17 protein-coding genes are annotated in these 21,232 nt (G+C 58.2%); 6 read left to right on the forward strand and 11 right to left on the reverse strand.

From position 1 onward, the window contains the following. Positions 1–58: 58 nt before the first annotated feature. From cysA to AB8818_RS16685, 8 genes are all read right to left on the reverse strand, one after another. Positions 59–1,153 (reverse strand): sulfate/thiosulfate ABC transporter ATP-binding protein CysA, encoded by a 1,095-nt coding sequence (gene cysA, locus AB8818_RS16650; protein ID WP_023615695.1) that lies wholly within the window; start codon positions 1,151–1,153, stop codon positions 59–61. Further along, the gene (gene cysW / locus AB8818_RS16655) at positions 1,143–2,018 is read right to left on the reverse strand and encodes a sulfate/thiosulfate ABC transporter permease CysW (protein ID WP_192983620.1); all 876 of its coding nucleotides are present in this window, start codon (positions 2,016–2,018) and stop codon (positions 1,143–1,145) included. Before cysW ends, cysA begins: the two co-directional genes overlap by 11 nt. After that, complete coding sequence (gene cysT / locus AB8818_RS16660) at positions 2,018–2,851, reverse strand: sulfate/thiosulfate ABC transporter permease CysT (protein WP_061097449.1); 834 nt, start codon at positions 2,849–2,851, stop codon at positions 2,018–2,020. Before cysT ends, cysW begins: the two co-directional genes overlap by 1 nt. After that, the gene (locus AB8818_RS16665; RefSeq protein ID WP_192983617.1) at positions 2,851–3,864 is read right to left on the reverse strand and encodes a sulfate ABC transporter substrate-binding protein; all 1,014 of its coding nucleotides are present in this window, start codon (positions 3,862–3,864) and stop codon (positions 2,851–2,853) included. The genes cysT and AB8818_RS16665 overlap by 1 nt, the downstream gene beginning before the upstream one ends. A 173-nt stretch (positions 3,865–4,037) precedes the next feature. Continuing rightward, positions 4,038–4,937 carry a Dyp-type peroxidase gene (locus AB8818_RS16670; RefSeq protein ID WP_116343143.1) on the reverse strand — a complete coding sequence of 300 codons (900 nt, stop codon included), beginning with the start codon at positions 4,935–4,937 and terminating at the stop codon, positions 4,038–4,040. Between the two features lie 92 nt (positions 4,938–5,029). Then, complete coding sequence (locus tag AB8818_RS16675; RefSeq protein WP_192983615.1) at positions 5,030–5,605, reverse strand: RpoE-regulated lipoprotein; 576 nt, start codon at positions 5,603–5,605, stop codon at positions 5,030–5,032. Positions 5,606–5,668: 63 nt separating this feature from the next. Further along, positions 5,669–6,118, reverse strand: coding sequence for a DUF2919 domain-containing protein (locus AB8818_RS16680; RefSeq protein WP_192983612.1), 450 nt, complete (start codon positions 6,116–6,118; stop codon positions 5,669–5,671). Beyond that, complete coding sequence (locus tag AB8818_RS16685; protein WP_116343149.1) at positions 6,105–6,530, reverse strand: GNAT family acetyltransferase; 426 nt, start codon at positions 6,528–6,530, stop codon at positions 6,105–6,107. Before AB8818_RS16685 ends, AB8818_RS16680 begins: the two co-directional genes overlap by 14 nt. Before the next feature lie 212 nt (positions 6,531–6,742). On the opposite strand from AB8818_RS16685, the gene amiA reads away from it, so the two are divergent. Together amiA and hemF are read left to right on the forward strand one after the other, a co-directional pair. Beyond that, positions 6,743–7,618, forward strand: coding sequence for an N-acetylmuramoyl-L-alanine amidase AmiA (gene amiA / locus AB8818_RS16690; RefSeq protein ID WP_116343151.1), 876 nt, complete (start codon positions 6,743–6,745; stop codon positions 7,616–7,618). Next, positions 7,618–8,517, forward strand: coding sequence for an oxygen-dependent coproporphyrinogen oxidase (hemF, locus tag AB8818_RS16695; protein ID WP_192983610.1), 900 nt, complete (start codon positions 7,618–7,620; stop codon positions 8,515–8,517). The genes amiA and hemF overlap by 1 nt, the downstream gene beginning before the upstream one ends. Before the next feature lie 79 nt (positions 8,518–8,596). Here hemF and maeB read toward each other — a convergent pair whose 3' ends face one another. Next, positions 8,597–10,876 (reverse strand): NADP-dependent oxaloacetate-decarboxylating malate dehydrogenase, encoded by a 2,280-nt coding sequence (maeB, locus tag AB8818_RS16700; RefSeq protein WP_116343155.1) that lies wholly within the window; start codon positions 10,874–10,876, stop codon positions 8,597–8,599. Positions 10,877–11,165: 289 nt separating this feature from the next. Between maeB and tal the strand changes: the two genes are divergently transcribed. Both tal and tkt read left to right on the forward strand, forming a co-directional pair. Beyond that, on the forward strand, positions 11,166–12,116 hold the full coding sequence (tal, locus tag AB8818_RS16705; protein ID WP_116343157.1) for a transaldolase: 951 nt from the start codon (positions 11,166–11,168) through the stop codon (positions 12,114–12,116). Between the two features lie 19 nt (positions 12,117–12,135). Continuing rightward, positions 12,136–14,124: a transketolase gene (gene tkt / locus AB8818_RS16710; protein ID WP_116343159.1), complete on the forward strand. Its 1,989-nt coding sequence runs from the start codon at positions 12,136–12,138 to the stop codon at positions 14,122–14,124. A gap of 78 nt (positions 14,125–14,202) precedes the next feature. On the opposite strand, the gene AB8818_RS16715 is transcribed toward tkt, so the two are convergent. Together AB8818_RS16715 and nudK are read right to left on the reverse strand one after the other, a co-directional pair. Further along, a complete protein-coding gene (locus AB8818_RS16715; RefSeq protein ID WP_163330551.1) occupies positions 14,203–15,246 on the reverse strand; it encodes a DUF1176 domain-containing protein in 1,044 nt (347 codons plus the stop codon). Between the two features lie 106 nt (positions 15,247–15,352). Then, on the reverse strand, positions 15,353–15,946 hold the full coding sequence (nudK, locus tag AB8818_RS16720; protein WP_116343163.1) for a GDP-mannose pyrophosphatase NudK: 594 nt from the start codon (positions 15,944–15,946) through the stop codon (positions 15,353–15,355). Positions 15,947–16,182: 236 nt separating this feature from the next. Between nudK and narQ the strand changes: the two genes are divergently transcribed. After that, on the forward strand, positions 16,183–17,877 hold the full coding sequence (gene narQ, locus AB8818_RS16725) for a nitrate/nitrite two-component system sensor histidine kinase NarQ (protein ID WP_192983607.1): 1,695 nt from the start codon (positions 16,183–16,185) through the stop codon (positions 17,875–17,877). 142 nt (positions 17,878–18,019) lie between these two features. Beyond that, the gene (gene acrD / locus AB8818_RS16730; RefSeq protein ID WP_163330553.1) at positions 18,020–21,133 is read left to right on the forward strand and encodes a multidrug efflux RND transporter permease AcrD; all 3,114 of its coding nucleotides are present in this window, start codon (positions 18,020–18,022) and stop codon (positions 21,131–21,133) included. The last annotated feature ends 99 nt before the right edge of the window (positions 21,134–21,232 follow it).

The raw sequence follows: 21,232 nt of genomic DNA on the forward strand, positions 1-21,232 counted from the left end.
TCAATAAAAAGCCCGGTAAGCATCACGCCACCGGGCGAAAAACATACTCAATAACCTATCAGGCTGACTCCGCCAGAGCAATATCCTCGCGCGTCTCAATCCGCTCGTTACCGTGATAAATCCGGGCGTGCTGCAGCCCGACAAACAGGCGCTCTCCCCGGTGCGGCGGTACATCGTCGCGCATAACCACGGTCAGCGGCTCGGTATACCAGCCCAGAGGCTGTACCACCAATTGGGTGTAGTGACCTTTAGGGCTAGCTTCCAGCACCTGAACCGGCAGCGGTGAATCCAGGCTGGTTCGGCGGCTGACGTCCACCTCCCATGGGCGCAGGAACAGATCGACCGGCCCCTGATGCGCGGAGGTGTAGCCCAGCGGCCAGCGGTGCGCGCCGACGTGGAACTGCCCACCGCGAATGGTGCCCTGCAGACGGTTTACCTCGCCCATAAACTCCAGCACGAAGCGGGTCGCCGGCTCGCGCCAGAGCTGTTCCGGCTCGTCAACCTGCTCAATGTTGCCCTGGCTCATGACCACCACGCGGTCCGCAACTTCCATCGCCTCTTCCTGGTCGTGGGTCACGAAGACGCTGGTGAACTTCAGCTCTTCATGCAGCTGGCGCAGCCAGCGGCGCAGCTCTTTACGCACCTGCGCATCCAGCGCGCCAAACGGCTCATCCAGCAGCAAAATTTGCGGCTCAACGGCAAGCGCGCGCGCCAGCGCCACGCGCTGTTTCTGCCCACCGGAAAGCTGGGCCGGGAAACGGTCCGCCAGGTGAGCCAGCTGCACCATCTCCAGCAGTTTGGTCACTTTCGCTTTAATGGTTGCCGCATCCGGGCGCTCGCGACGCGGCAACACGGTCAGGCCAAAGGCGATGTTGTCGAACACGGTCATGTGGCGGAAGAGAGCGTAGTGCTGAAACACAAAGCCCACTTTACGATCGCGGGCGTGCAGGCGGCTCACGTCGGTGCCGTGGAAGCGGATATGCCCGCTGGTCTGATGCTCAAGCCCGGCGATAATACGCAGCAGCGTGGTTTTGCCCGAGCCAGACGGCCCAAGCAGCGCCACCATTTGTCCGGAAGGGATATCCAGCGAGATATCATTCAGCACCTGGGTGCGACCAAAAGACTTCTTAATATTGGCAATCTCAATGCTCATGATTTCCCTCCTGATGCTGACGTTTTTCCTGATTTTCTAAACGCCACTGCACCACACTCTTCAAAAACAGGGTCAAAATGGCCATCAGCGTCAGCAACGCTGCGGCAGTAAACGAGCCGATGGTGTTGTAGTCCTGCTGCAGCAGTTCAATCTGGAGCGGCAGCGACAGGGTCTCACCACGGATGGAGCCGGAGACAACGGAAACGGCACCGAACTCACCGATCGCGCGGGCGTTGGTCAGCACCACGCCATAAAGCAGCGCCCAGCGGATATTTGGCAGCGTCACGCGACGGAACATCTGCCAGCCTGTCGCGCCCAGCAGCACCGCTGCTTCATCTTCGTTGCTGCCCTGGCTTAACATCACCGGCACCAGCTCACGCACCACAAACGGACAGGTCACGAAGATGGTCACCAGCACCATGCCCGGCCAGGCGAACATGATCTGCAGGTTATGCGCATCCAGCCAGCCGCCCAGCGGACCGTTGGAGCCGTAAAAGAGCAGGTACACCAGACCCGCCACCACCGGCGACACGGCAAAGGGAATATCCAGCAGCGTCAGCAGCATCTGACGTCCCGGGAAGTTAAAGCGCGTCACCAGCCAGGCCAGCAGGGTACCGAATACCAGGTTCACCGGTACCGTGATCAACGCAATCAGCACCGTCAGCCAGATGGCATGCAGCATATCCGGGTCCGCCAGGTTCTCCAGCGCGGGCATCAGGCCCTTGCTGAACGCCTGAACGAAGATATAAACCGTCGGGACGACGAGAATGAGGGCGGACACCAGCACGCCCACGCCAATCAGAAACCATTTTCCCCAGTTGATGCGGGGCGCATCGTATCGCTTCAATTGCGTAACTTCCGCCATCAGTGACCTACCACACGTCGACCAAAGCGACTTTGCAGAGTGTTAATCGAGTACAGCAGCAGCAGCGAGGCCGCCAGGATCACCGAAGCAATCGCGCTCGCCGCCGGGTAATCAAACTCCTGCAAACGGATGAAAATCATCAGCGAAGTAACTTCCGTTTTCCAGGCGATGTTCCCGGCGATAAAAATCACCGCGCCGAACTCACCCAGGCTGCGGGTAAACGACAGCGCGACGCCCGCCATCAGTGCCGGAGAAAGCTCCGGCAGAACCACTTTACGGAAGCTCTGCCAGCGCGTGGCGCCCAGCGTTTCCGCCGCTTCTTCATATTCCGGACCCAGCTCTTCCAGCACCGGCTGCACGGTACGGACCACAAACGGGATGCTGGTAAAGGCCATCGCCACCGCGATCCCAAGCCAGGTATAGGTCACTTTGATATCAAACTTCGCCAGCCACTCGCCGTACAGCCCGTTCACGGAGAAGAGCGACGCGAGGGTTAAGCCCGCGACCGCCGTCGGCAGCGCAAACGGCAGATCCATCAGTGCATCAAGCAGCGTGCGGCCCGGGAAGCGATAGCGGGTTAAGATCCACGCCATCAGCAGGCCAAACACGCCGTTAAAAATGGAGGCGACAAACGCCGACAGCAGCGTCACCTTATAGGCCGCCACCACCTGCGGGTTGGTGATGACCTCCCAGTACTGCGCCCAGCTCATCTGAGCAAGTTGCATCACCAGCGCGCTGAGCGGCAACAGCAGGATCAGGCAGACGAACAGCAGGCTGGTCCCCAGGCTTAAGGTAAAGCCCGGCAGCACGCGTTTTGTCGAGACTGCAAACATTACTTACGCCCCGCCGCCAGCAATTTGTCTAACTCACCGCCGCTGGCAAAGTGCGTTTTCATCACCTCAGGCCAGGAGCCGAAATGATCTTCCACGCGGAACAGCGCGGTCTGCGGGAATTTGTCTTTCAGTTTGTTCATGACGTCCGGGTTGTTCACGCGGTAGTAGTAATCGGTAATGATGGTCTGCGCCTGCGGGCTGTACAGGTAGTTGAGATAGGCTTTTGCCGCTTTCTCGGTGCCGTTCGCCTGCACGTTTTTATCCACCCACGCTACCGGGAACTCGGCCAGGATGTTGGTTTTCGGGATAACCACCTCGAAGCCCTGCGCTTCGTACTGCTTGCGAATGTTGTTCACTTCGGATTCAAAGCTGATCAGCACGTCACCCAGACCGCGTTCGGCGAAGGTGGTGGTCGCGCCGCGGCCGCCGGTATCGAACACTTCGACGTTTTTCAGGAACTGGGTCATGAACTGCTCGGTTTTGGCTTTGTCGTTGCCGTCAGCCTTGTCCGCCGCGCCCCACGCAGCTAACCAGGTGTAGCGCGCGTTACCGGAGGTTTTTGGGTTCGGGAAAATCAGCTTCACATCGGAACGCACCAGGTCGCTCCAGTCGTGGATGTTCTTTGGATTGCCCTTACGCACCAGGAAGCCCATGGTGGAGTAGAACGGCGAGCTGTTGTTCGGCAGGCGGCTCTGCCAGTCAGCCGGGATCAGCTTGCCCTTGTCGTGCAGGATCTGCACGTCAGTCACCTGGTTATAGGTCACGACGTCCGCTTTCAGCCCCTGCAAAATCGCCAGCGCCTGCTTGGACGAGCCGGCGTGGGACTGCTTGATGGTCAGCTTATCGCCGTTATTGTCTTTCGCCCACTGCTGCTCAAACGGTGGGTTAAGGGCGGCAAACAGCTCGCGGGAGACGTCATACGAGCTGTTCAGCAGCTCGGTCGCCTGCGCCTGGGCCACCAGCAGTATACCAGCCAGCGCCAGAGTTCCTTTTTTCAGTACAGTAACGGCCATTGCGCACCCTTATAAATGTGATGACTATCTTATAGTCATAATATTTATAACGGGGATGAAAGGAGTAACGGTTTTATATACCGTTTGGTGATTTACAAGCAGAAAAGGGAATAAGGGGTGCGGCCTGATGCCCTCACCCCGGCCCTCTCCCACAGGGAGAGGGAGAAAGGCTATTACAGTGCCAGCAGACGCTCAACGGACGGCGCAAAGTAGTAGCCGCCGGTCACCGGTTTGGTAAAGCGCAGCATGGCGTCGCGCTTGCCGTCGGTGTCACCGAACATGCTCAGCAGTTGCTGCTCAATGTTGTGCAGGCGCGCGCAGTAGGCGCAGAAGTATAGGCCGTGCGTGCCGCTTGCGGTGCCGTACGGCAGGCTCTGGCGAACAATCTTCAGCCCTTTACCGTCCTCTTTGAGGTCAACGCGGCTCAGGTGAGAGGTCACCGGACGCTCGTCGCCGTCAATCTCTTCGTTGGCTTCTTTAGTACGACCAATCATCATCTCCTGGTCGTGCACGCTCATGCGGTTAAGCTGCTTGAGGTTGTGCTCCCAGCGCTGGACGAACACATAGCTGCCGCCCGCGTCCACGCCGTCTTTAATCACCGCCACGTCGCGACGAACCTCTTCACCCGCCGGGTTTTCGGTGCCGTCAACGAAGCCGCTCAGATCGCGCTCCTCCACCCAGCGGAAGCCGTGAACCTCTTCCTGCACCTCAATACTGTCGCCAAAGGCCGCGACCGCCGCCTGCGCAACGGAGAAGTTCACGTCATGACGCAGGGAGAGAATGTGGATCAGCACGTCATACTGGGTAGCTGGTGCCAGACCTTTGCCGTAAGGGATAAAGTCTTTCAGCTCTTCCGCCCCTTCGCCGCCGCTCAGCTGACGCCATACGTTATTGCCGAAGGCAACAACGGCACCGAGGTGGGCGTCGGGGAATTTGGCCTGGAAGGTCGCCAGCTTGTCCACAAACGCTTTACTGGCCGCACGCAGGGCATCCACGTCCCCTTTTACATTGGCTTCAATCCAAATCGCCGCGCGGCAATGTTCTGGCAAAATGCCACTCTGAACCTGAGACATCGCTCCTCCTGAAATAAAGATGCCACGTCAGCGTGGCATTGATGGCGGCTATTATACCCGGATTTCAGCGAGGCGGTTTGTTCAGGCGCAAATTACTGCTTCCAGACTATTTTGCTCACTTTCCAGCTCTTCAGCGTGTCGTCAGACGGCATCAATCCTTCCGGGCCGCTCCAGGTTCCGGTGAAGACATAGCTGATGTGCTGGCTGCCTTCCGCCTTACATTCCACCGCAACGCCATCGTCTGAAGGGGCGCTGCTGCAGTTGCCAAAGGCCTGTTTATAAAGATCGCTAAACGGGGTGCCGACCTTTACGCCGCTGGCGGTCGGGATAGCATCGTCCAGCACCGCAATGCGGTTCACCGTCCCTTTATCGCCGTTAATTACCAGCGCCAGCTTGTCACCCTTCAGCGCTTCAAAGTAACGCACAATGTTGCCATTCTCGGTTTTCATCCCGCTACGCAGGCGGTAGTCGCTGCTCAGGGCATCCTGAATAGCGTCCTGATTGAGCGCGGTCGACGCGGTGATTTTTCCTACGCCCTGCTCGGTGACTTCGATGGAAGAGCCAAACCAGTTCCACGGATACGCGGCGGACCAGTTAATAGAAGAGAGCGTGGAACAGCCGGTCAACGCCAGCGGGAGAGCGCATAAAAGTAAACGCAGCGATTTCATTGAAACGTCCTTTCTAATTAAATCAACGCTTGTTGGAGTGCGGCATCGGCAAAAAGTGCCGCGCTAATCTGACTCTTGCGTAAAACAGGCGCGTAATCGGGGATTCGTCAGCAGCCACAGCAGCGCCACGATATCCGCCACCACCAGCGCGATGCCAATACCCGAAAGCGGTTCACCCAACCACCAGAGCACGGGTTGCCAGAACAGCAGCGCGATCTGGGCGAGGATCAGCAGCCAGCGAAGGGCGCGCCACAGACGCGGGATTACGTGCCGCCGACCGCTGCATAAAAAAGCCACCACCGCCGGTACGCCCGGCAGTAAGCCGAGCCAGAAAGCATCGTGATCGGGATAAAAGAGATTCAGCAGCGTATCGCCCTGCCCGCGCGAGGCGCCGGCCATCACAAACAGCACCCAGGTGCGGGCCTGCAGGAGCAAAACGCACCAGAATAAAAACGGCAGCCTGACGCGGCCCTGTGCATCAAAGTCAGCCGGGTGGATCTCAGTACTCTTCATCTTCGATTAGACGCTTACCTAAGCTCAGCACGTCAGCGTGCTCATAGCCCAGACGTTCATACATGCCCAGCACCACGTCGTTATCTTCCCGCACCATGATCTGAATTTTCGGACAGCCGCGGGCGATCAGCTTCTTCTCAAGCCGATTAAGCAGCGCGTTGGCGATGCCGCGCGCCCGGTATTCCGGGTGGACGCCCAGATAATAGGCCGAGCCGCGATGGCCATCGTAGCCGCCCATCACGGTACCGACGACCTCGCCGTTCACTTCCGCGACCAGAAACAGGCTAACGTCGTGATTCAGCTTACGTTCGATATCCATTTCCGGATCGTTCCACGGACGCAGCAGATCGCAGCGCTCCCAAAGGGTGATCACCTCTTCGAAATCTTCCTGGCGAAAAACGCGTATCTCCATGGTATTAACCGCCTTTTCGGGTTTAAAAACAGTGATTATGGCGTGAACGGGGCGTTTAGCCAATAACCGGGGAAAATCTCGCCAAAATTTGGCATAATGTCACTTTGTCACGTATTGAAATGAAAAGTAAAACAATTCTCAATAAGGACTGTCGTAACGGGAAACACGATACGATATAACACCAGGACCCCTTTTTTTAGTATTCAGGCCGCATGAGCACATTCAAACCATTAAAAGCACTCACATCGCGTCGTCAGGTTCTCAAAGCGGGGCTGGCGGCCTTAACGTTAACGGGCATCGCAAAGCAGGCTCAGGCAAAAGACGAGAGCACGCTCAAAACCAGTAACGGACACAGTAAGCCAAAAACCAAAAAGCCGGGCGCAAAGCGTCTGGTGATGCTCGATCCGGGCCACGGCGGGATTGATACCGGTGCCATTGGCAAAAACGGTTCGAAAGAAAAACACGTCGTGCTGGCGATTGCAAAAAATGTGCGATCGATTTTACGCAGCAACGGCATTGACGCCCGCCTGACGCGCACGGGCGACACGTTCATTCCGCTGTACGACCGCGTCGAGATTGCCCACCAGCACGGTGCGGATCTGTTTATGTCCATTCACGCGGACGGCTTTACCAACCCTTCCGCCGCGGGCGCGTCGGTGTTTGCCCTCTCCAACCGTGGCGCCAGTAGCGCCATGGCGAAGTACCTTTCTGACCGTGAAAACCGGGCGGATGAAGTGGCCGGAAAGAAGGCCACTGATAAAGATCATCTGTTGCAGCAGGTGTTGTTCGATCTCGTGCAAACGGACACCATCAAAAACAGCCTGACGCTCGGCTCGCATATCCTCAAGCGGATTAAGCCGGTGCACCGCCTGCACAGTAAAAGCACCGAACAGGCGGCGTTTGTGGTGCTAAAGTCACCGTCCATCCCGTCCGTGCTGGTGGAAACGTCCTTTATTACCAACCCGGAAGAAGAACGACTGCTCGGCACCACGGCGTTTCGCCAGAAGATCGCCAACGCCATCGCCTCCGGCATTATCAGTTACTTCAACTGGTTCGATAACCAAAAAGCGCACTCCAGGAAACGTTGATGAAACCCAATGCTCAACTGGTAAAAACCTTCCTGCTGCAGCTGCAGGATGCGATCTGCCAGAAACTGGCCGCCGCAGACGGTGGTGAATTTCAGGAAGATAGCTGGCAGCGCGAGGCCGGCGGCGGCGGGCGCAGCCGCGTGCTGCGAAACGGCGGTATTTTTGAACAGGCGGGCGTAAATTTCTCCCACGTTCACGGCGACGCCATGCCCGCCTCCGCTACCGCGCATCGCCCTGAGCTGGCGGGCCGCAGCTTCGAAGCGATGGGCGTTTCGCTGGTGGTGCATCCACATAACCCGTTTGTGCCCACCAGCCACGCTAACGTGCGTTTTTTCATTGCGGAGAAGCCAGGGGCCGATCCGGTCTGGTGGTTTGGCGGCGGTTTCGACCTCACGCCCTACTACGGCTTCGAAGAGGACGCCGTGCACTGGCACACCACCGCGCGGGATCTTTGCCTGCCGTTTGGCGAAGACGTCTACCCGAAATTTAAAAAGTGGTGCGACGACTACTTTTACCTGAAGCACCGCGATGAGCAGCGCGGCATCGGCGGGCTGTTCTTTGACGATCTCAACGTGCCCGATTTTGACACCGCGTTCAGCTTTATGCGCGCGGTGGGCGAAGGCTTTACCGATGCCTATATGCCCATCGTCGAACGCCGTAAAAACACCGACTACGGCGTGCGCGAGCGTGAATTCCAGCTTTATCGCCGCGGGCGCTACGTGGAGTTCAACCTGGTGTGGGATCGCGGGACGCTGTTTGGCCTGCAGACCGGCGGGCGCACGGAGTCGATTCTGATGTCGATGCCGCCGCTGGTGCGCTGGGAGTACTGCTACGAGCCAAAAGAAGGCAGCCCGGAGGCTGCCTTGTATGAGTTCCTTAAAGTACGCGACTGGGTTTAACTGCCGGATGGCGCTGCGCTTATCCGGCCTACTCAACCCGTAGGTCGGGTAAGCGAACGCGCCACCCGACTCACAAGGCTTACAGCGGCTGCGTCTGCGCCTCAACCACAGCCAGCGCCACCATGTTCACGATGCGGCGCACGGAGGCAATCGGCGTTAACACATGCACCGGTTTCGCCACGCCCATCAACACCGGTCCGACGGTCACCCCTTCAGAGCTGGAGACGCGCAGCAGGTTGTAGCTGATACGCGCCGCTTCCACGTTCGGCATAATCAGTATGTTCGCCGACCCCTTAAGCGGGCTGTCCGGCATACGTTCGTTACGAATGCTTTCCACCAGCGCGGCATCGCCGTGCATCTCCCCGTCAATCATCAGCTCCGGCGCGCGCTCGCGCACCAGCTCCAGCGTCTGGCGCATTTTGCACGCCGCCGCCGATTTGGACGAACCGAAGTTAGAGTGCGACAGCAGCGCTACCTTCGGCTCGATACCAAAGCGACGCACCGTTTCCGCCGCCATCACGGTGATCTCCGCCAGCTCGTCCGGGGACGGATCGTCGTTAACGTAGGTGTCAGCAATAAAGGTGTTGCCGCTCGGCAGCAGCAGCGCGTTCATCGCCCCGGCGGTGTGGACGCCGTCGCGATAGCCGAAGATCTCCTGCACCACGCTAAAGTGCTCGTGGTAGTCGCCGATGGTGCCGCAGATCAGCGCATCCGCCTCGCCGCGATGGACCATGATCGCGCCGATCACCGTCGTGTTGCTGATAACGGCTTTCTGCGCCTGCTCCTGGGTGATCCCCCGGCGCTTCATGATCGCGTAGTATTCGCTCCAGTACTCTTTGAAGCGCGGATCGGATTCGTTGTTCACGATCTCGAAGTCAACGCCCGGCTTAATCTGCAGGCCCAGCTTCTGGATCCGCATCTCGATCACGCTCGGACGACCGATCAGGATCGGCTTCGCCAGCCCTAAGGTGATCAGCTCCTGGGTAGCGTGCAGCACGCGCGCCTCTTCACCTTCCGCCAGCACCACGCGCTTCGCGTCTGCGCGGGCCTGAGAGAAGATTGGCTTCATGAACAGGTTGGTTTTATAGACAAACTCGGTGAGCTTATCGACGTAAGCGTCGAAATCCTGAATCGGACGCGTTGCCACGCCGGAGTCCATCGCCGCTTTGGCGACGGCTGGCGCAATTTTGACAATCAAACGCGGGTCGAACGGTTTTGGAATGATGTAGTCCGGGCCAAAGCTTAGATCCTGATCCCCGTACGCGGAGGCGACCACTTCGCTCTGCTCGGCGTGGGCCAGCTCGGCGATGGCGTGAACGGCGGCAAGCTTCATCTCTTCATTGATCGCCGTCGCGCCAACGTCCAGCGCGCCGCGGAAGATGAACGGGAAGCAGAGCACGTTGTTGACCTGGTTCGGGTAGTCCGAACGGCCGGTACAGATAATGGCGTCTTCACGCACCGCTTTCGCCAGCGGCGGCAGGATTTCCGGCTCAGGGTTCGCCAGGGCCAGGATCATTGGCGCACGCGCCATCTTCTTCACCATCTCCTGGGTCAGCACTTTCGGACCGGAGCAACCGAGGAAGATATCCGCGCCGTCGATCACGTCCTCAAGCGTACGTTTGCCGTCGTCCTCCACCGCATACGCCGCTTTGGTTTCCGCCATGTTCGGCTCGCGGTCTTTGTAGATAACGCCCTTAGAGTCGCAGACCACGATATTGTGTTTCTGCATCCCCAGCGCCACCAGCAGGTTCATACAGGCGATAGCCGCCGCGCCTGCGCCAGAAACCACCATGCGCACGTCGGAGAGGTTTTTCTCCACCACGCGCAGGCCGTTCAGAATGGCGGCGGTGCTGATAATCGCCGTCCCGTGCTGGTCGTCATGGAACACGGGAATGTTCATACGCTCACGCAGCTTCTGCTCGATATAGAAACATTCCGGCGCTTTGATGTCTTCCAGGTTGATCCCGCCGAAGGTCGGCTCCAGCGCGGCTACCACGTTGATGAATTTATCTGGATCGAGTTCGTCCACTTCGATATCGAACACGTCGATACCGGCAAATTTCTTGAACAGTACGCCCTTCCCTTCCATCACCGGTTTACCGGCCAGTGCACCAATGTTGCCCAGGCCCAGTACCGCCGTCCCGTTAGAGATAACGGCGACAAGGTTACCGCGCGCGGTGTATTTGTAGGCCGCAAGCGGGTCTTTTTCGATTTCCAGACACGGTGCCGCCACGCCCGGCGAGTAGGCCAGCGCCAGATCGCGCTGCGTCGCCAGCGGCTTGGTTGGGGAAACCTGAATTTTACCGGGGACAGGGAACTCGTGAAAATCGAGGGCACTCTGTTTCAACTGCTCATCCATCTTATTTTTCCTTTCACGTATCGATCAAAAGGGTGACGTAAGCGATCCTGATGCACACCCTGGTGTGCCGCCTAGTATCGCCTCAGGACAGCGCATAAACTTTGAAGGCTGCCAAACTCTCACCATCACACATTAAAAATTGTTATCAATTTATAACAGCCATGTTACCCGTCTCAAAAGCAATGCCTGCCCCGTCTGCTATGCTTTTTTGTTAAGTCCATCATGATTTTCTCAGAAGTGTGAACTAACGCACTCATCTAACTCTTTTATTTCCAAGGAGTAATGATTTATGAACCAGCTAGACGGCATCAAACAATTCACCACCGTGGTTGCAGACAGCGGCGATATCGAGTCGATTCGCCACTATCAGCCGGAGGACGCGACCACCAACCCTTCGCTGCTTCTGAAAGCGGCAGGGCTTGCCCACTTTAGCCATCTGATTGATGACGCGATTGCCTACGGTAAACAGCGCGGGAAAACACAGGAACAGCAGGTTGCTGAAGCCAGCGACAAGCTGGCGGTTAATTTTGGTGCGGAAATTCTGAAAAGCATTCCGGGGCGCGTGTCGACCGAAGTGGATGCCCGCCTCTCATTCGATCAGGAAAAGAGTATTCACAAAGCGCGCCGCCTGGTGGAACTCTACCAGGAACAGGGGATCGATAAGTCGCGCATTCTGATCAAGCTCGCGTCCACATGGGAAGGCATCCGCGCGGCGGAGGTTCTGGAAAAAGAGGGGATCCACTGCAACCTGACGCTGCTGTTCTCGTTTGCCCAGGCGCGCGCCTGTGCCGAAGCGGGCGTGTTTCTGATCTCGCCGTTTGTCGGGCGCATCTACGACTGGTATCAGGCGAAACAGCCGATGGATCCGTACGTGGTAGAGGAAGACCCTGGCGTGAAGTCGGTGCGTAATATCTACGATTATTACAAGCAGCACCGCTACGAAACCATCGTGATGGGCGCCAGCTTCCGCCGCACCGAGCAGATCCTCGCGCTCGCAGGCTGCGACCGTCTGACCATCTCCCCCGATCTGCTGAAAAAGCTGCAGGAGAGCGACGAAACGGTGATCCGCAAACTGGTGCCGACCTCTACCGTACTGCCAAAACCGAAAGCCATGACCGAAGCGGAGTTCCGCTGGGAGCACAATCAGGACCCTATGGCCGTGGAAAAACTGGCTGACGGCATCCGCCAGTTCGCCGTCGACCAGCGCAAACTTGAAGATCTTCTCGCCGCCAAACTTTAACCTTGCCACGGAGTGAACTATGTCCCGTAAAGAGCTCGCCAACGCCATTCGCGCCCTCAGTATGGATGCCGTACAAAAAGCCAATTCCGGCCACCCTGGCGCCCCGATGGGAATGGCCGATATTGCCGAAGTGCTGTGGAACGACTTTCTGAAGCACAACCCCACAGACCCAACCTGGTACGACCGCGACCGTTTTATTCTCTCCAACGGCCACGCCTCGATGCTGCTCTACAGCCTGCTGCACCTTTCCGGCTACGATCTGCCGCTGGAAGAGCTGAAAAACTTCCGCCAGCTGCACTCTAAAACGCCGGGCCACCCGGAGATCGGCTATACCCCGGGCGTGGAAACCACCACCGGCCCGCTGGGTCAGGGTCTGGCGAATGCCGTCGGTCTTGCGATTGCCGAGCGCACGCTGGCGGCGCAGTTTAACCAGCCGGACCATCAGATTGTCGACCACTACACGTATGTCTTTATGGGTGACGGCTGCCTGATGGAGGGGATCTCCCACGAGGTCTGCTCGCTGGCGGGCACGCTGGGGCTCGGGAAGCTGATTGGCTTCTACGACCACAACGGCATCTCCATCGACGGGGAAACCGAGGGCTGGTTTACCGACGACACGGCGAAACGCTTTGAGGCCTACCACTGGCACGTGGTGCACGAGATCGACGGCCACGATCCTGAGGCGGTGAAAAAAGCGATTCAGGAAGCGCAGAGCGTGAAGGACAAACCGTCCCTGATTATCTGTCGCACCACCATCGGCTTCGGCTCGCCGAACAAAGCGGGCAAGGAAGAGGCGCACGGCGCGGCGCTGGGCGAAGAGGAAGTGGCGTTAACCCGCCAGAAGCTGGGCTGGAAGTATCCGCCATTTGAGATCCCGAAAGAGATCTACAGAGCATGGGATGCCCGCGAAGCGGGTGAAAAAGCCCAGCAGGCGTGGAACGAAAAATTTGCCGCCTACAAAAAAGCGCACCCGGAGCTGGCGGCCGAGTTTTCCCGCCGCATGAGCGGCGGCTTGCCGGAGGACTGGGACGATAAAACCCAGGCGCTGATTGAAAATCTGCAGTCCAACCCGGCGAAAATCGCCACCCGTAAGGCGTCGCAAAATACCCTCAACGCCATTGGCCCAATCCTGCCTGAGCTGCTCGGCGGCTCGGCGGATCTTGCACCAAGTAACCTGACCATCTGGTCCGGCTCGAAATCGCTGAAAGAGGATATTGCCGGGAACTACATCCACTACGGCGTGCGCGAGTTCGGAATGACCGCGATTGCAAACGGCATCGCCCATCACGGCGGCTTCGTGCCCTACACCGCCACCTTCCTGATGTTCGTCGAGTACGCCCGAAACGCGGCGCGCATGGCGGCGCTGATGAAGGCCCGGCAGATCATGGTCTACACCCACGACTCCATCGGCCTGGGGGAAGATGGCCCGACGCACCAGGCGGTGGAACAGCTGGCGAGCCTGCGCTTAACGCCAAACTTCAGCACCTGGCGTCCGTGCGACCAGGTGGAAGCGGCGGTGGGCTGGAAGCTGGCGGTTGAGCGCCACAACGGGCCTACAGCGCTGATCCTGTCGCGCCAGAACCTGGCGCAGATCGAGCGCACCCCGGAGCAGGTTAAAAACATCGCCCGTGGCGGGTACATCCTGAAAGACAGCGGCGGCAAGCCGGACGTGATCCTGATTGCCACCGGTTCCGAGGTGGAAATTACGGTGAAAGCGGCGGAGAAACTGACCGCCGAAGGCCACGCGGTGCGCGTGGTGTCCCTGCCTTCAACGGATATCTTTGACGCCCAGGATGAGGCGTATCGGGAATCGGTGCTGCCGTCCAACGTAGCGGCACGCGTGGCGGTGGAAGCGGGTATTGCCGACTACTGGTATAAGTACGTGGGGCTAAAAGGAGCGATTGTTGGCATGCGGGGTTACGGTGAATCGGCACCTGCCGACAAGCTCTTCCCGTACTTCGGCTTTACCGTTGAGAACGTGGTGGAGAAGGCGCTGAGCGTGCTGTAGTGCGTTCTTCGTTGCCGGGTGGCGCTGTCGCTTACCCTGCCTGCGGTTCGAGGTTTTGTAAGCCGCCACCCGGTAAAACTAGCGTGTGATCCACAGCGTGGGCCAGGCGTCTGGCCCATTCCAGCTATCGCAGCTTGGCTCTTCCGCATAGCGCACCAGGCGGAAGCGCTGGCCGTCAAAACGCCAGCGCGTCTGGATCCCGCAGTCCCCGATACCGCGTCCCAGCGCCAGCGTCGTCAGCTCGCGCGTTTTTTCATCAAAGCTGGCGTTCATCAGCTCCATGTCGCTGCTCTGGCTGGAGGGGGTAAACGGCAGACGTAACCTGACGCTGCGGGCAGTGAACGGTTTTTTACGTGATACCAGCCACGCCAGATCGACCGTGTTATAGGCTCCTGCCTCACAGCTGACGATTAACAGCGCTTTGTCGTCGGTTAATGCGGTGACGCGTACTTCACGGCGGTTAGGATCCAGCGAGCACTGGCTGTTGTTCATCCGCCAGGTTCCATAATCCAGCAGATCGTTTAGCTCGCTATGCGTCAGCGGCGTCGGCGTCGGGTTCACCACGGCCACCTTTTTTAATGCTGGTGCAGGAGGCACGCTCAGCGGCGGGCTATCCCCTTTTTTAATCCATGCCGTTTCGCTGCCAACGCGCTTCTGCTGGGCGTCAATAAACAGCAGCGCTGCCTTCAGCCCGACCAGCGAAATCGTCTGCTTCCCCCCGCGCAGGGTCAGCGCCTGCCCTTCCTGAATAGTTTTCAGAAATGCGTTGAGGGTACCCGTATCGTCGGTCTTGAGATGCCAGGGCGTTAACTGCCAGTGCTGTGAATTGAGTTTTAGCGGAACGTTGTCGAGCAGAAGGCGCGGGGCGATGTCCGGCTCTTTTACCGGCGGGGCCGAAAGCCCGCCGAGATCGATGCGCAGGCTGGCGTCCGTTTTCGCGCCGGCGCTACGGCTCAGCGTCATAACCAGACCGCGATGTTCCCCCGTATTCCGGGCAACACAAAAATTCTGGTTATTGCAGGTGACCTGCCAGTCTGAGAAAGACTGCTGCGCAGGTGCCGCCCACACCAGAGGCACGGGTAGCACGCAGAAAAAGAAGAGAAGCAAAACGCAGTAGCGCATGAATGGCACAGCCCCGGAAACGAAAAGGTCAATCTGGGGCGTATCTTCGTGCCCAGCGCGGGCGGGCTCAATCGGATTTATCGGATAGATTTATCTGAAATGCAGGCTATTGCGACATCGGTTTGGGGTTCATTAACCCGCTGGTTTGTAGATATTGCAACAGGATCACCGCTTTACCGTCGCGGATCTCGCCGCTTTTCACCATCTCAACGGCCTGAGCGAAAGGCATTTCCAGCACTTCAATATCTTCATCCTCCACGCCGCCACCGCGATGCGTGCGCTGGGCATCGGTATATTCCGCAATGAAGAAATGGACCAGCTCGGTCACGCCGCCAGGTGACATGAAAAGCTCAAAGACTTTTTGCACCGCGCCCACTTCAAAACCGGTCTCCTCGACGGCCTCCTTGCGGATGCAGACTTCCGGTTCATCGTCATCAAGCAGGCCGGCGCAGGTTTCAATCAGACGCCCGTCCGCGTTGCCGTTGACCCAGGTCGCGACCCGAAACTGGCGAATCAGCACCACGCTTTGCTTTTCACGATTATACAGCAGAATGGTTGCGCCATTGCCCCGGTCGTAGACTTCGCGTTTGTGGCGAATCACGTCACCGTTCTTACGGGTTAAATCGTAAGTGATATTCCGCAGGACAAAGTAATTTTCAGAGAGGATTTTGTCTTTGATAACGGTAATGTTCAGGGACATACGGGCTCCACGGCAAAATGAGTCTGTTTATACTACGCCGTGAAGCCCGCTTTGTCGCCCGTCGGTTAAGACGGCGCGTCTCTTCTCGTCAGATTTCATGTTAATCCCCAAAGCGGCTTTTGGATCAATAACCTTATTTTTAGTATGAATAAGCTATTTGCTCACTACCGCGTTATAAGGCAATGTACAACTGCCCGTAACCTGTGGCAGAGCCATTTTATTCAGAGAGCCGTTCCGTGACCGTTAAACGCCCCGTTTCCGGAAGCCTTGCCTGGGCTTTCTTTTCGATCATTGCCCTGTCCGTGCTGACCAGCACCGTCGCGCTGCTGACGCTTGCCAGCAGCCAGCGTGATGCCGAAGCCATTAACATTGCGGGTTCGCTGCGCATGCAGAGCTACCGCCTCGGCTACGAGATGCAGCGCAACAGCCCCTTCCTTAAGGCGCATCTTGAGAACTGGCAGCAGACGTTAAGCGCGCCTTCCCTGGAGAAGCTGAACCGCTGGTACGTCCCGGAAAACGTCAAGGCGCGCTATCAGCAGCTGCATGTGGCCTGGCGGGAAATGGATAAGCACATCGCCCGCGGCGACAGCGCATGGTATGACGCTAACATTGAGGATTTTGTCGGCCGCATTGATGCCTTTGTTCTCGCCCTCCAGCACTACACCGAAAATAAAATCCAGACGGTGACCCTTCTCTCTCTGGTTGGCGCGCTCGGGATCCTGCTGCTGACGCTATTTACCCTGCGGCGCATCCGCCGCCAGGTGGTGTTGCCACTGAACAACCTGGTAGCCGCCAGTGAACGGATTGAGCGAGGGGAATTTACCACCCCGGCGCCGGACACCGCGCTGCCCAACGAGCTGGGCCAGCTTTCCCGCGCCTTCAACCATATGTCAGGCGAGCTACATACTCTCTATCGGTCGCTCGAAGCCTCCGTCGCGGAAAAGACGCGGCATTTGCATGAAGCCCACCAGCAGCTCGACATGCTGTTCAAATGCTCTCAGGCGCTGAATACCGGACAGATTGACAGCCTGTGCTTCCGGCATATTTTACAGATTGTCCATGAATACACGCAGATGAATTACCTGGAGCTACGCACCAGCGACGACTGGCGGCTGTGTGAAGGGACAGAGGTGAGCGGCATTTCTCTGCAAACCCTGCCGGTGCTGATGCAGGACACCCTTTACGGCGAGCTGCGCTGGCAAAGCGAGACGGGCAGCGTTCCTCTTCCGCTGATGAGAAGTGTCGCGACCATGCTCGGGCGCGGGCTGTACTTTAACCAGGCGCAGAAACACTACCAGCAGCTGCTGCTGATGGAGGAGCGCGCCACCATCGCCCGCGAGCTGCATGATTCGCTGGCGCAGGTACTCTCCTATCTGCGGATCCAGCTCACGCTGCTTAAACACGCCGTGCCGGCGGAAAATACCCCCGCGCAGACCATCATCACCGACTTCTCCCGCGAGCTGAACAACGCCTGGCAGCAGCTGCGCGAGCTGCTGACCACCTTCCGCCTGACGCTAAACCATGCGAATTTACCCGCGGCGCTTCAGGAGTCCCTCGATGCCCTGCAGAGCCAAACGCAGGCGAAGCTGTACCTCGACTGCCGCCTCTCCTCGCTGGCGCTTGACGCGCAGAAGCAGGTGCATTTGCTGCAGATCGTGCGGGAGGCCGTCCTGAATGCGATTAAGCACGCGCAGGCCAGCGAGATCACCGTCAGCTGCGTAACCGCCGTGGACGGCACGCACAACGTCAGCATTCGTGACAACGGCATCGGAATTGGCGAGGCCAGCGAACCGCCGGGACACTACGGGCTGAACATTATGCGAGAACGCGCGCAACGGCTCGGCGGAATGCTGCACTTCTCGCAGCCGCAAAACGGCGGCACGCAGGTCAGCGTGACGTTCCCCGCACCCGCGCCGTTAACAGGTAAATAACGGTAAAGGGGGAAGCGCCGGGAAAAGCGCATGATAATTTACATTATCTCCTTTATTTCTCCACGTTTGGCCTGGGCCTTGCCGCTAAAGTGATGCGGGCAATAAACAATAATGACGTGCAGCAAAACGAGGTCACTTTTCCATGGCGAATTTTTTCATCGATCGCCCCATTTTTGCCTGGGTGCTTGCCATCCTGTTGTGTCTGACAGGCGTCCTGGCGATTACTTCTCTTCCCGTTGAGCAATATCCCGATCTGGCACCGCCTAACGTGCGTGTCACCGCCAACTATCCCGGCGCTTCCGCACAAACGCTGGAAAACACCGTGACGCAGGTTATCGAGCAGAACATGACGGGTCTGGATAATCTGATGTACATGTCCTCCCAAAGCAGCGCCACGGGACAGGCCACGGTCACCCTGAGCTTTGAGGCGGGCACCGACCCGGACGAAGCGGTGCAGCAGGTACAAAACCAGCTGCAGTCGGCCATGCGTAAGCTGCCCCAGGCGGTGCAGAACCAGGGGGTCACCGTGCGTAAAACCGGTGATACCAACATTCTGACTATCGCGTTTGTCTCCACCGATGGCTCAATGGATAAACAGGACATTGCGGACTACGTCGCCAGTAATATTCAGGACCCGCTCAGCCGTATTAACGGCGTAGGGGATATCGACGCCTACGGTTCACAGTACTCAATGCGTATCTGGCTCGATCCTAACAAGCTGAACAGCTATCAGATGACCGCAACCGACGTGACGGACGCCATCAAAGCCCAGAACGCCCAAATTGCCGTGGGGCAGCTGGGAGGCACGCCTTCGGTTGATAAACAGGCCCTGAATGCCACCATCAATTCACAATCCCTGCTTCAGACGCCGGACCAGTTCCGCAACATCACCCTTCGCGTGAATCAGGACGGTTCAGAGGTGCGCCTGGGCGATGTCGCTAAGGTGGAAATGGGTGCGGAGAAATACGATTACCTGAGCCGCTTTAACGGCAATCCGGCCTCCGGTCTTGGGATCAAGCTGGCCTCCGGCGCGAACGAAATGGCGACGGCGAAGCTGGTGCTGGACCGTCTGGATGAGCTGTCGCAGTATTTCCCGCACGGGCTGGAGTACAAAGTCGCCTATGAAACCACCTCCTTCGTTAAAGCCTCGATTGAGGATGTGGTGAAAACCCTGCTGGAAGCGATCGCGCTGGTGTTCCTGGTCATGTACCTGTTCCTGCAAAACTTCCGCGCCACGCTGATCCCCACCATTGCCGTCCCGGTAGTGCTGCTGGGTACTTTTGCGGTGCTCTACGCGTTCGGCTACAGCATCAACACCCTGACGATGTTTGCCATGGTGCTGGCGATTGGCCTGCTGGTGGACGATGCCATCGTGGTCGTGGAAAACGTCGAGCGCATCATGAGCGAAGAGGGGCTTTCCCCGCGTCAGGCCACACGCAAATCCATGGGGCAAATTCAGGGGGCGTTAGTCGGTATCGCGATGGTGCTGTCGGCGGTCTTTATCCCGATGGCCTTCTTTGGCGGTACAACCGGGGCAATTTACCGTCAGTTCTCAATTACCATCGTCTCGGCGATGGTGCTTTCCGTGCTGGTGGCGCTGATCCTCACCCCCGCGCTCTGTGCCACCCTCCTTAAGCCGCTGCACAAAGGGGAACATCACGGACAGAAAGGGTTCTTCGGCTGGTTTAACCGTATGTTCAACCGCAATGCCGAGCGGTATGAATCTGCCGTCGGTAAAGTGCTGCACCGCAGCCTGCGCTGGATGATGATTTACGTTGTGCTGCTGGGCGGCATGGTGTGGCTGTTTCTGCATCTTCCCACCTCGTTCCTGCCTCAGGAGGACCGGGGGATGTTCATCACCTCGGTGCAGCTCCCGAGCGGCTCAACGCAACAGCAGACGTTGAAGGTGGTTCAGAACGTTGAGCAGTACTTCTTCACCAAAGAGAAAGATAACGTTGTCTCGGTCTTCTCCACCGTTGGCTCCGGCCCGGGCGGGAACGGGCAGAACGTCGCTCGCATGTTTGTCCGCCTGAAAGACTGGGACGAACGCGACGCCAGAACGGGAACCTCGTTCGCCATCATTGAACGGGCAACCAAAGCTTTTGCGGGCATTAAAGAGGCACGCGTTTTTGCCAGCAGTCCGCCCGCGATCAGCGGCCTGGGCAGTTCCGCCGGGTTTGATATGGAGCTGCAGGATCACGCCGGCGCGGGCCACTCGGCGCTGATGGCCGCGCGCGACAAGCTGTTAGAACTTGCAGGGAAAGATCCCGGCCTGACTCGCGTTCGTCACAACGGTCTTGACGACAGCCCGCAGCTTCAGGTGGATATAGACCAGCGTAAGGCGCAGGCGCTGGGCGTCTCGATCGACGATATCAACGACACCCTGCAAACCGCGTGGGGCTCAAGCTACGTAAATGACTTTATGGATCGCGGCCGCGTGAAAAAAGTGTATGTCCAGGCAGCCGCGCCTTTCCGCATGTTGCCGGATGACATTAACCGCTGGTTTGTACGTAATAATTCTGGCGGGATGGTACCCTTCTCCGCCTTTGCCACGTCGCGCTGGGAGAGCGGTTCGCCGCGCCTGGAGCGCTACAACGGCTATTCGGCAGTTGAAATCGTCGGGGAAGCCGCGCCGGGCATCAGCACCGGTACCGCCATGGACACCATGGAAAAACTGGTGCAGCAGTTGCCCGCTGGTTTTGGTCTGGAATGGACGGCCATGTCTTACCAGGAGCGCCTCTCCGGGGCACAGGCGCCCGCGCTTTATGCGCTTTCTCTGCTGGTGGTCTTCCTCTGCCTTGCCGCGCTGTATGAGAGCTGGTCGGTTCCGTTCTCGGTCATGCTGGTGGTGCCGCTTGGGGTTATCGGTGCGCTGCTGGCGACCTGGATGCGCGGCCTGGAGAACGACGTTTACTTCCAGGTGGGGCTACTCACGGTGATCGGCTTATCGGCGAAAAACGCCATTCTGATCGTAGAGTTTGCCAACGAGATGAATGCTAAAGGCCACGAGCTGATGGCCGCCACGCTGCACGCCTGCCGTCAGCGCTTGCGTCCGATCCTGATGACCTCGCTGGCATTTATTTTTGGCGTACTGCCGATGGCAACCAGCACGGGTGCAGGCTCAAGCAGCCAGCATGCGGTGGGTACCGGCGTCATGGGGGGGATGATTTCGGCCACCATCCTGGCGATTTATTTTGTTCCGCTGTTCTTTGTGCTGGTGCGTCGTCGCTTCCCGCTCCGGGAGCGACAGGAATAACCCGCAGCCATAAAAAAGGCGGCTTTATCGGCCGCCTTTTTATTGTGTGATTAATTCACACTATGGTTATTTTACTTATTTTAGTGCTCTTGCAATTCT

Source organism: Enterobacter sp. KB-280D8 (assembly GCF_041399405.1).
In the GTDB taxonomy this organism is placed as follows: domain Bacteria; phylum Pseudomonadota; class Gammaproteobacteria; order Enterobacterales; family Enterobacteriaceae; genus Enterobacter; species Enterobacter cloacae_N.

Excerpts from the sequence above, each read along its gene's own strand:
- amiA (WP_116343151.1), top strand. The coding sequence starts at position 6,743 with ATGAGCACATTCAAACCATTAAAAGCACTCACATCGCGTCGTCAGGTT.
- AB8818_RS16665 (WP_192983617.1), bottom strand. The coding sequence starts at position 3,864 with ATGGCCGTTACTGTACTGAAAAAAGGAACTCTGGCGCTGGCTGGTATA.
- maeB (WP_116343155.1), bottom strand. The coding sequence starts at position 10,876 with ATGGATGAGCAGTTGAAACAGAGTGCCCTCGATTTTCACGAGTTCCCT.
- cysT (WP_061097449.1), bottom strand. The coding sequence starts at position 2,851 with ATGTTTGCAGTCTCGACAAAACGCGTGCTGCCGGGCTTTACCTTAAGC.
- hemF (WP_192983610.1), top strand. The coding sequence starts at position 7,618 with ATGAAACCCAATGCTCAACTGGTAAAAACCTTCCTGCTGCAGCTGCAG.
- tkt (WP_116343159.1), top strand. The coding sequence starts at position 12,136 with ATGTCCCGTAAAGAGCTCGCCAACGCCATTCGCGCCCTCAGTATGGAT.
- AB8818_RS16715 (WP_163330551.1), bottom strand. The coding sequence starts at position 15,246 with ATGCGCTACTGCGTTTTGCTTCTCTTCTTTTTCTGCGTGCTACCCGTG.
- AB8818_RS16685 (WP_116343149.1), bottom strand. The coding sequence starts at position 6,530 with ATGGAGATACGCGTTTTTCGCCAGGAAGATTTCGAAGAGGTGATCACC.
- tal (WP_116343157.1), top strand. The coding sequence starts at position 11,166 with ATGAACCAGCTAGACGGCATCAAACAATTCACCACCGTGGTTGCAGAC.
- nudK (WP_116343163.1), bottom strand. The coding sequence starts at position 15,946 with ATGTCCCTGAACATTACCGTTATCAAAGACAAAATCCTCTCTGAAAAT.
- AB8818_RS16670 (WP_116343143.1), bottom strand. The coding sequence starts at position 4,937 with ATGTCTCAGGTTCAGAGTGGCATTTTGCCAGAACATTGCCGCGCGGCG.
- cysA (WP_023615695.1), bottom strand. The coding sequence starts at position 1,153 with ATGAGCATTGAGATTGCCAATATTAAGAAGTCTTTTGGTCGCACCCAG.
- AB8818_RS16675 (WP_192983615.1), bottom strand. The coding sequence starts at position 5,605 with ATGAAATCGCTGCGTTTACTTTTATGCGCTCTCCCGCTGGCGTTGACC.
- AB8818_RS16680 (WP_192983612.1), bottom strand. The coding sequence starts at position 6,118 with ATGAAGAGTACTGAGATCCACCCGGCTGACTTTGATGCACAGGGCCGC.
- cysW (WP_192983620.1), bottom strand. The coding sequence starts at position 2,018 with ATGGCGGAAGTTACGCAATTGAAGCGATACGATGCGCCCCGCATCAAC.
- acrD (WP_163330553.1), top strand. The coding sequence starts at position 18,020 with ATGGCGAATTTTTTCATCGATCGCCCCATTTTTGCCTGGGTGCTTGCC.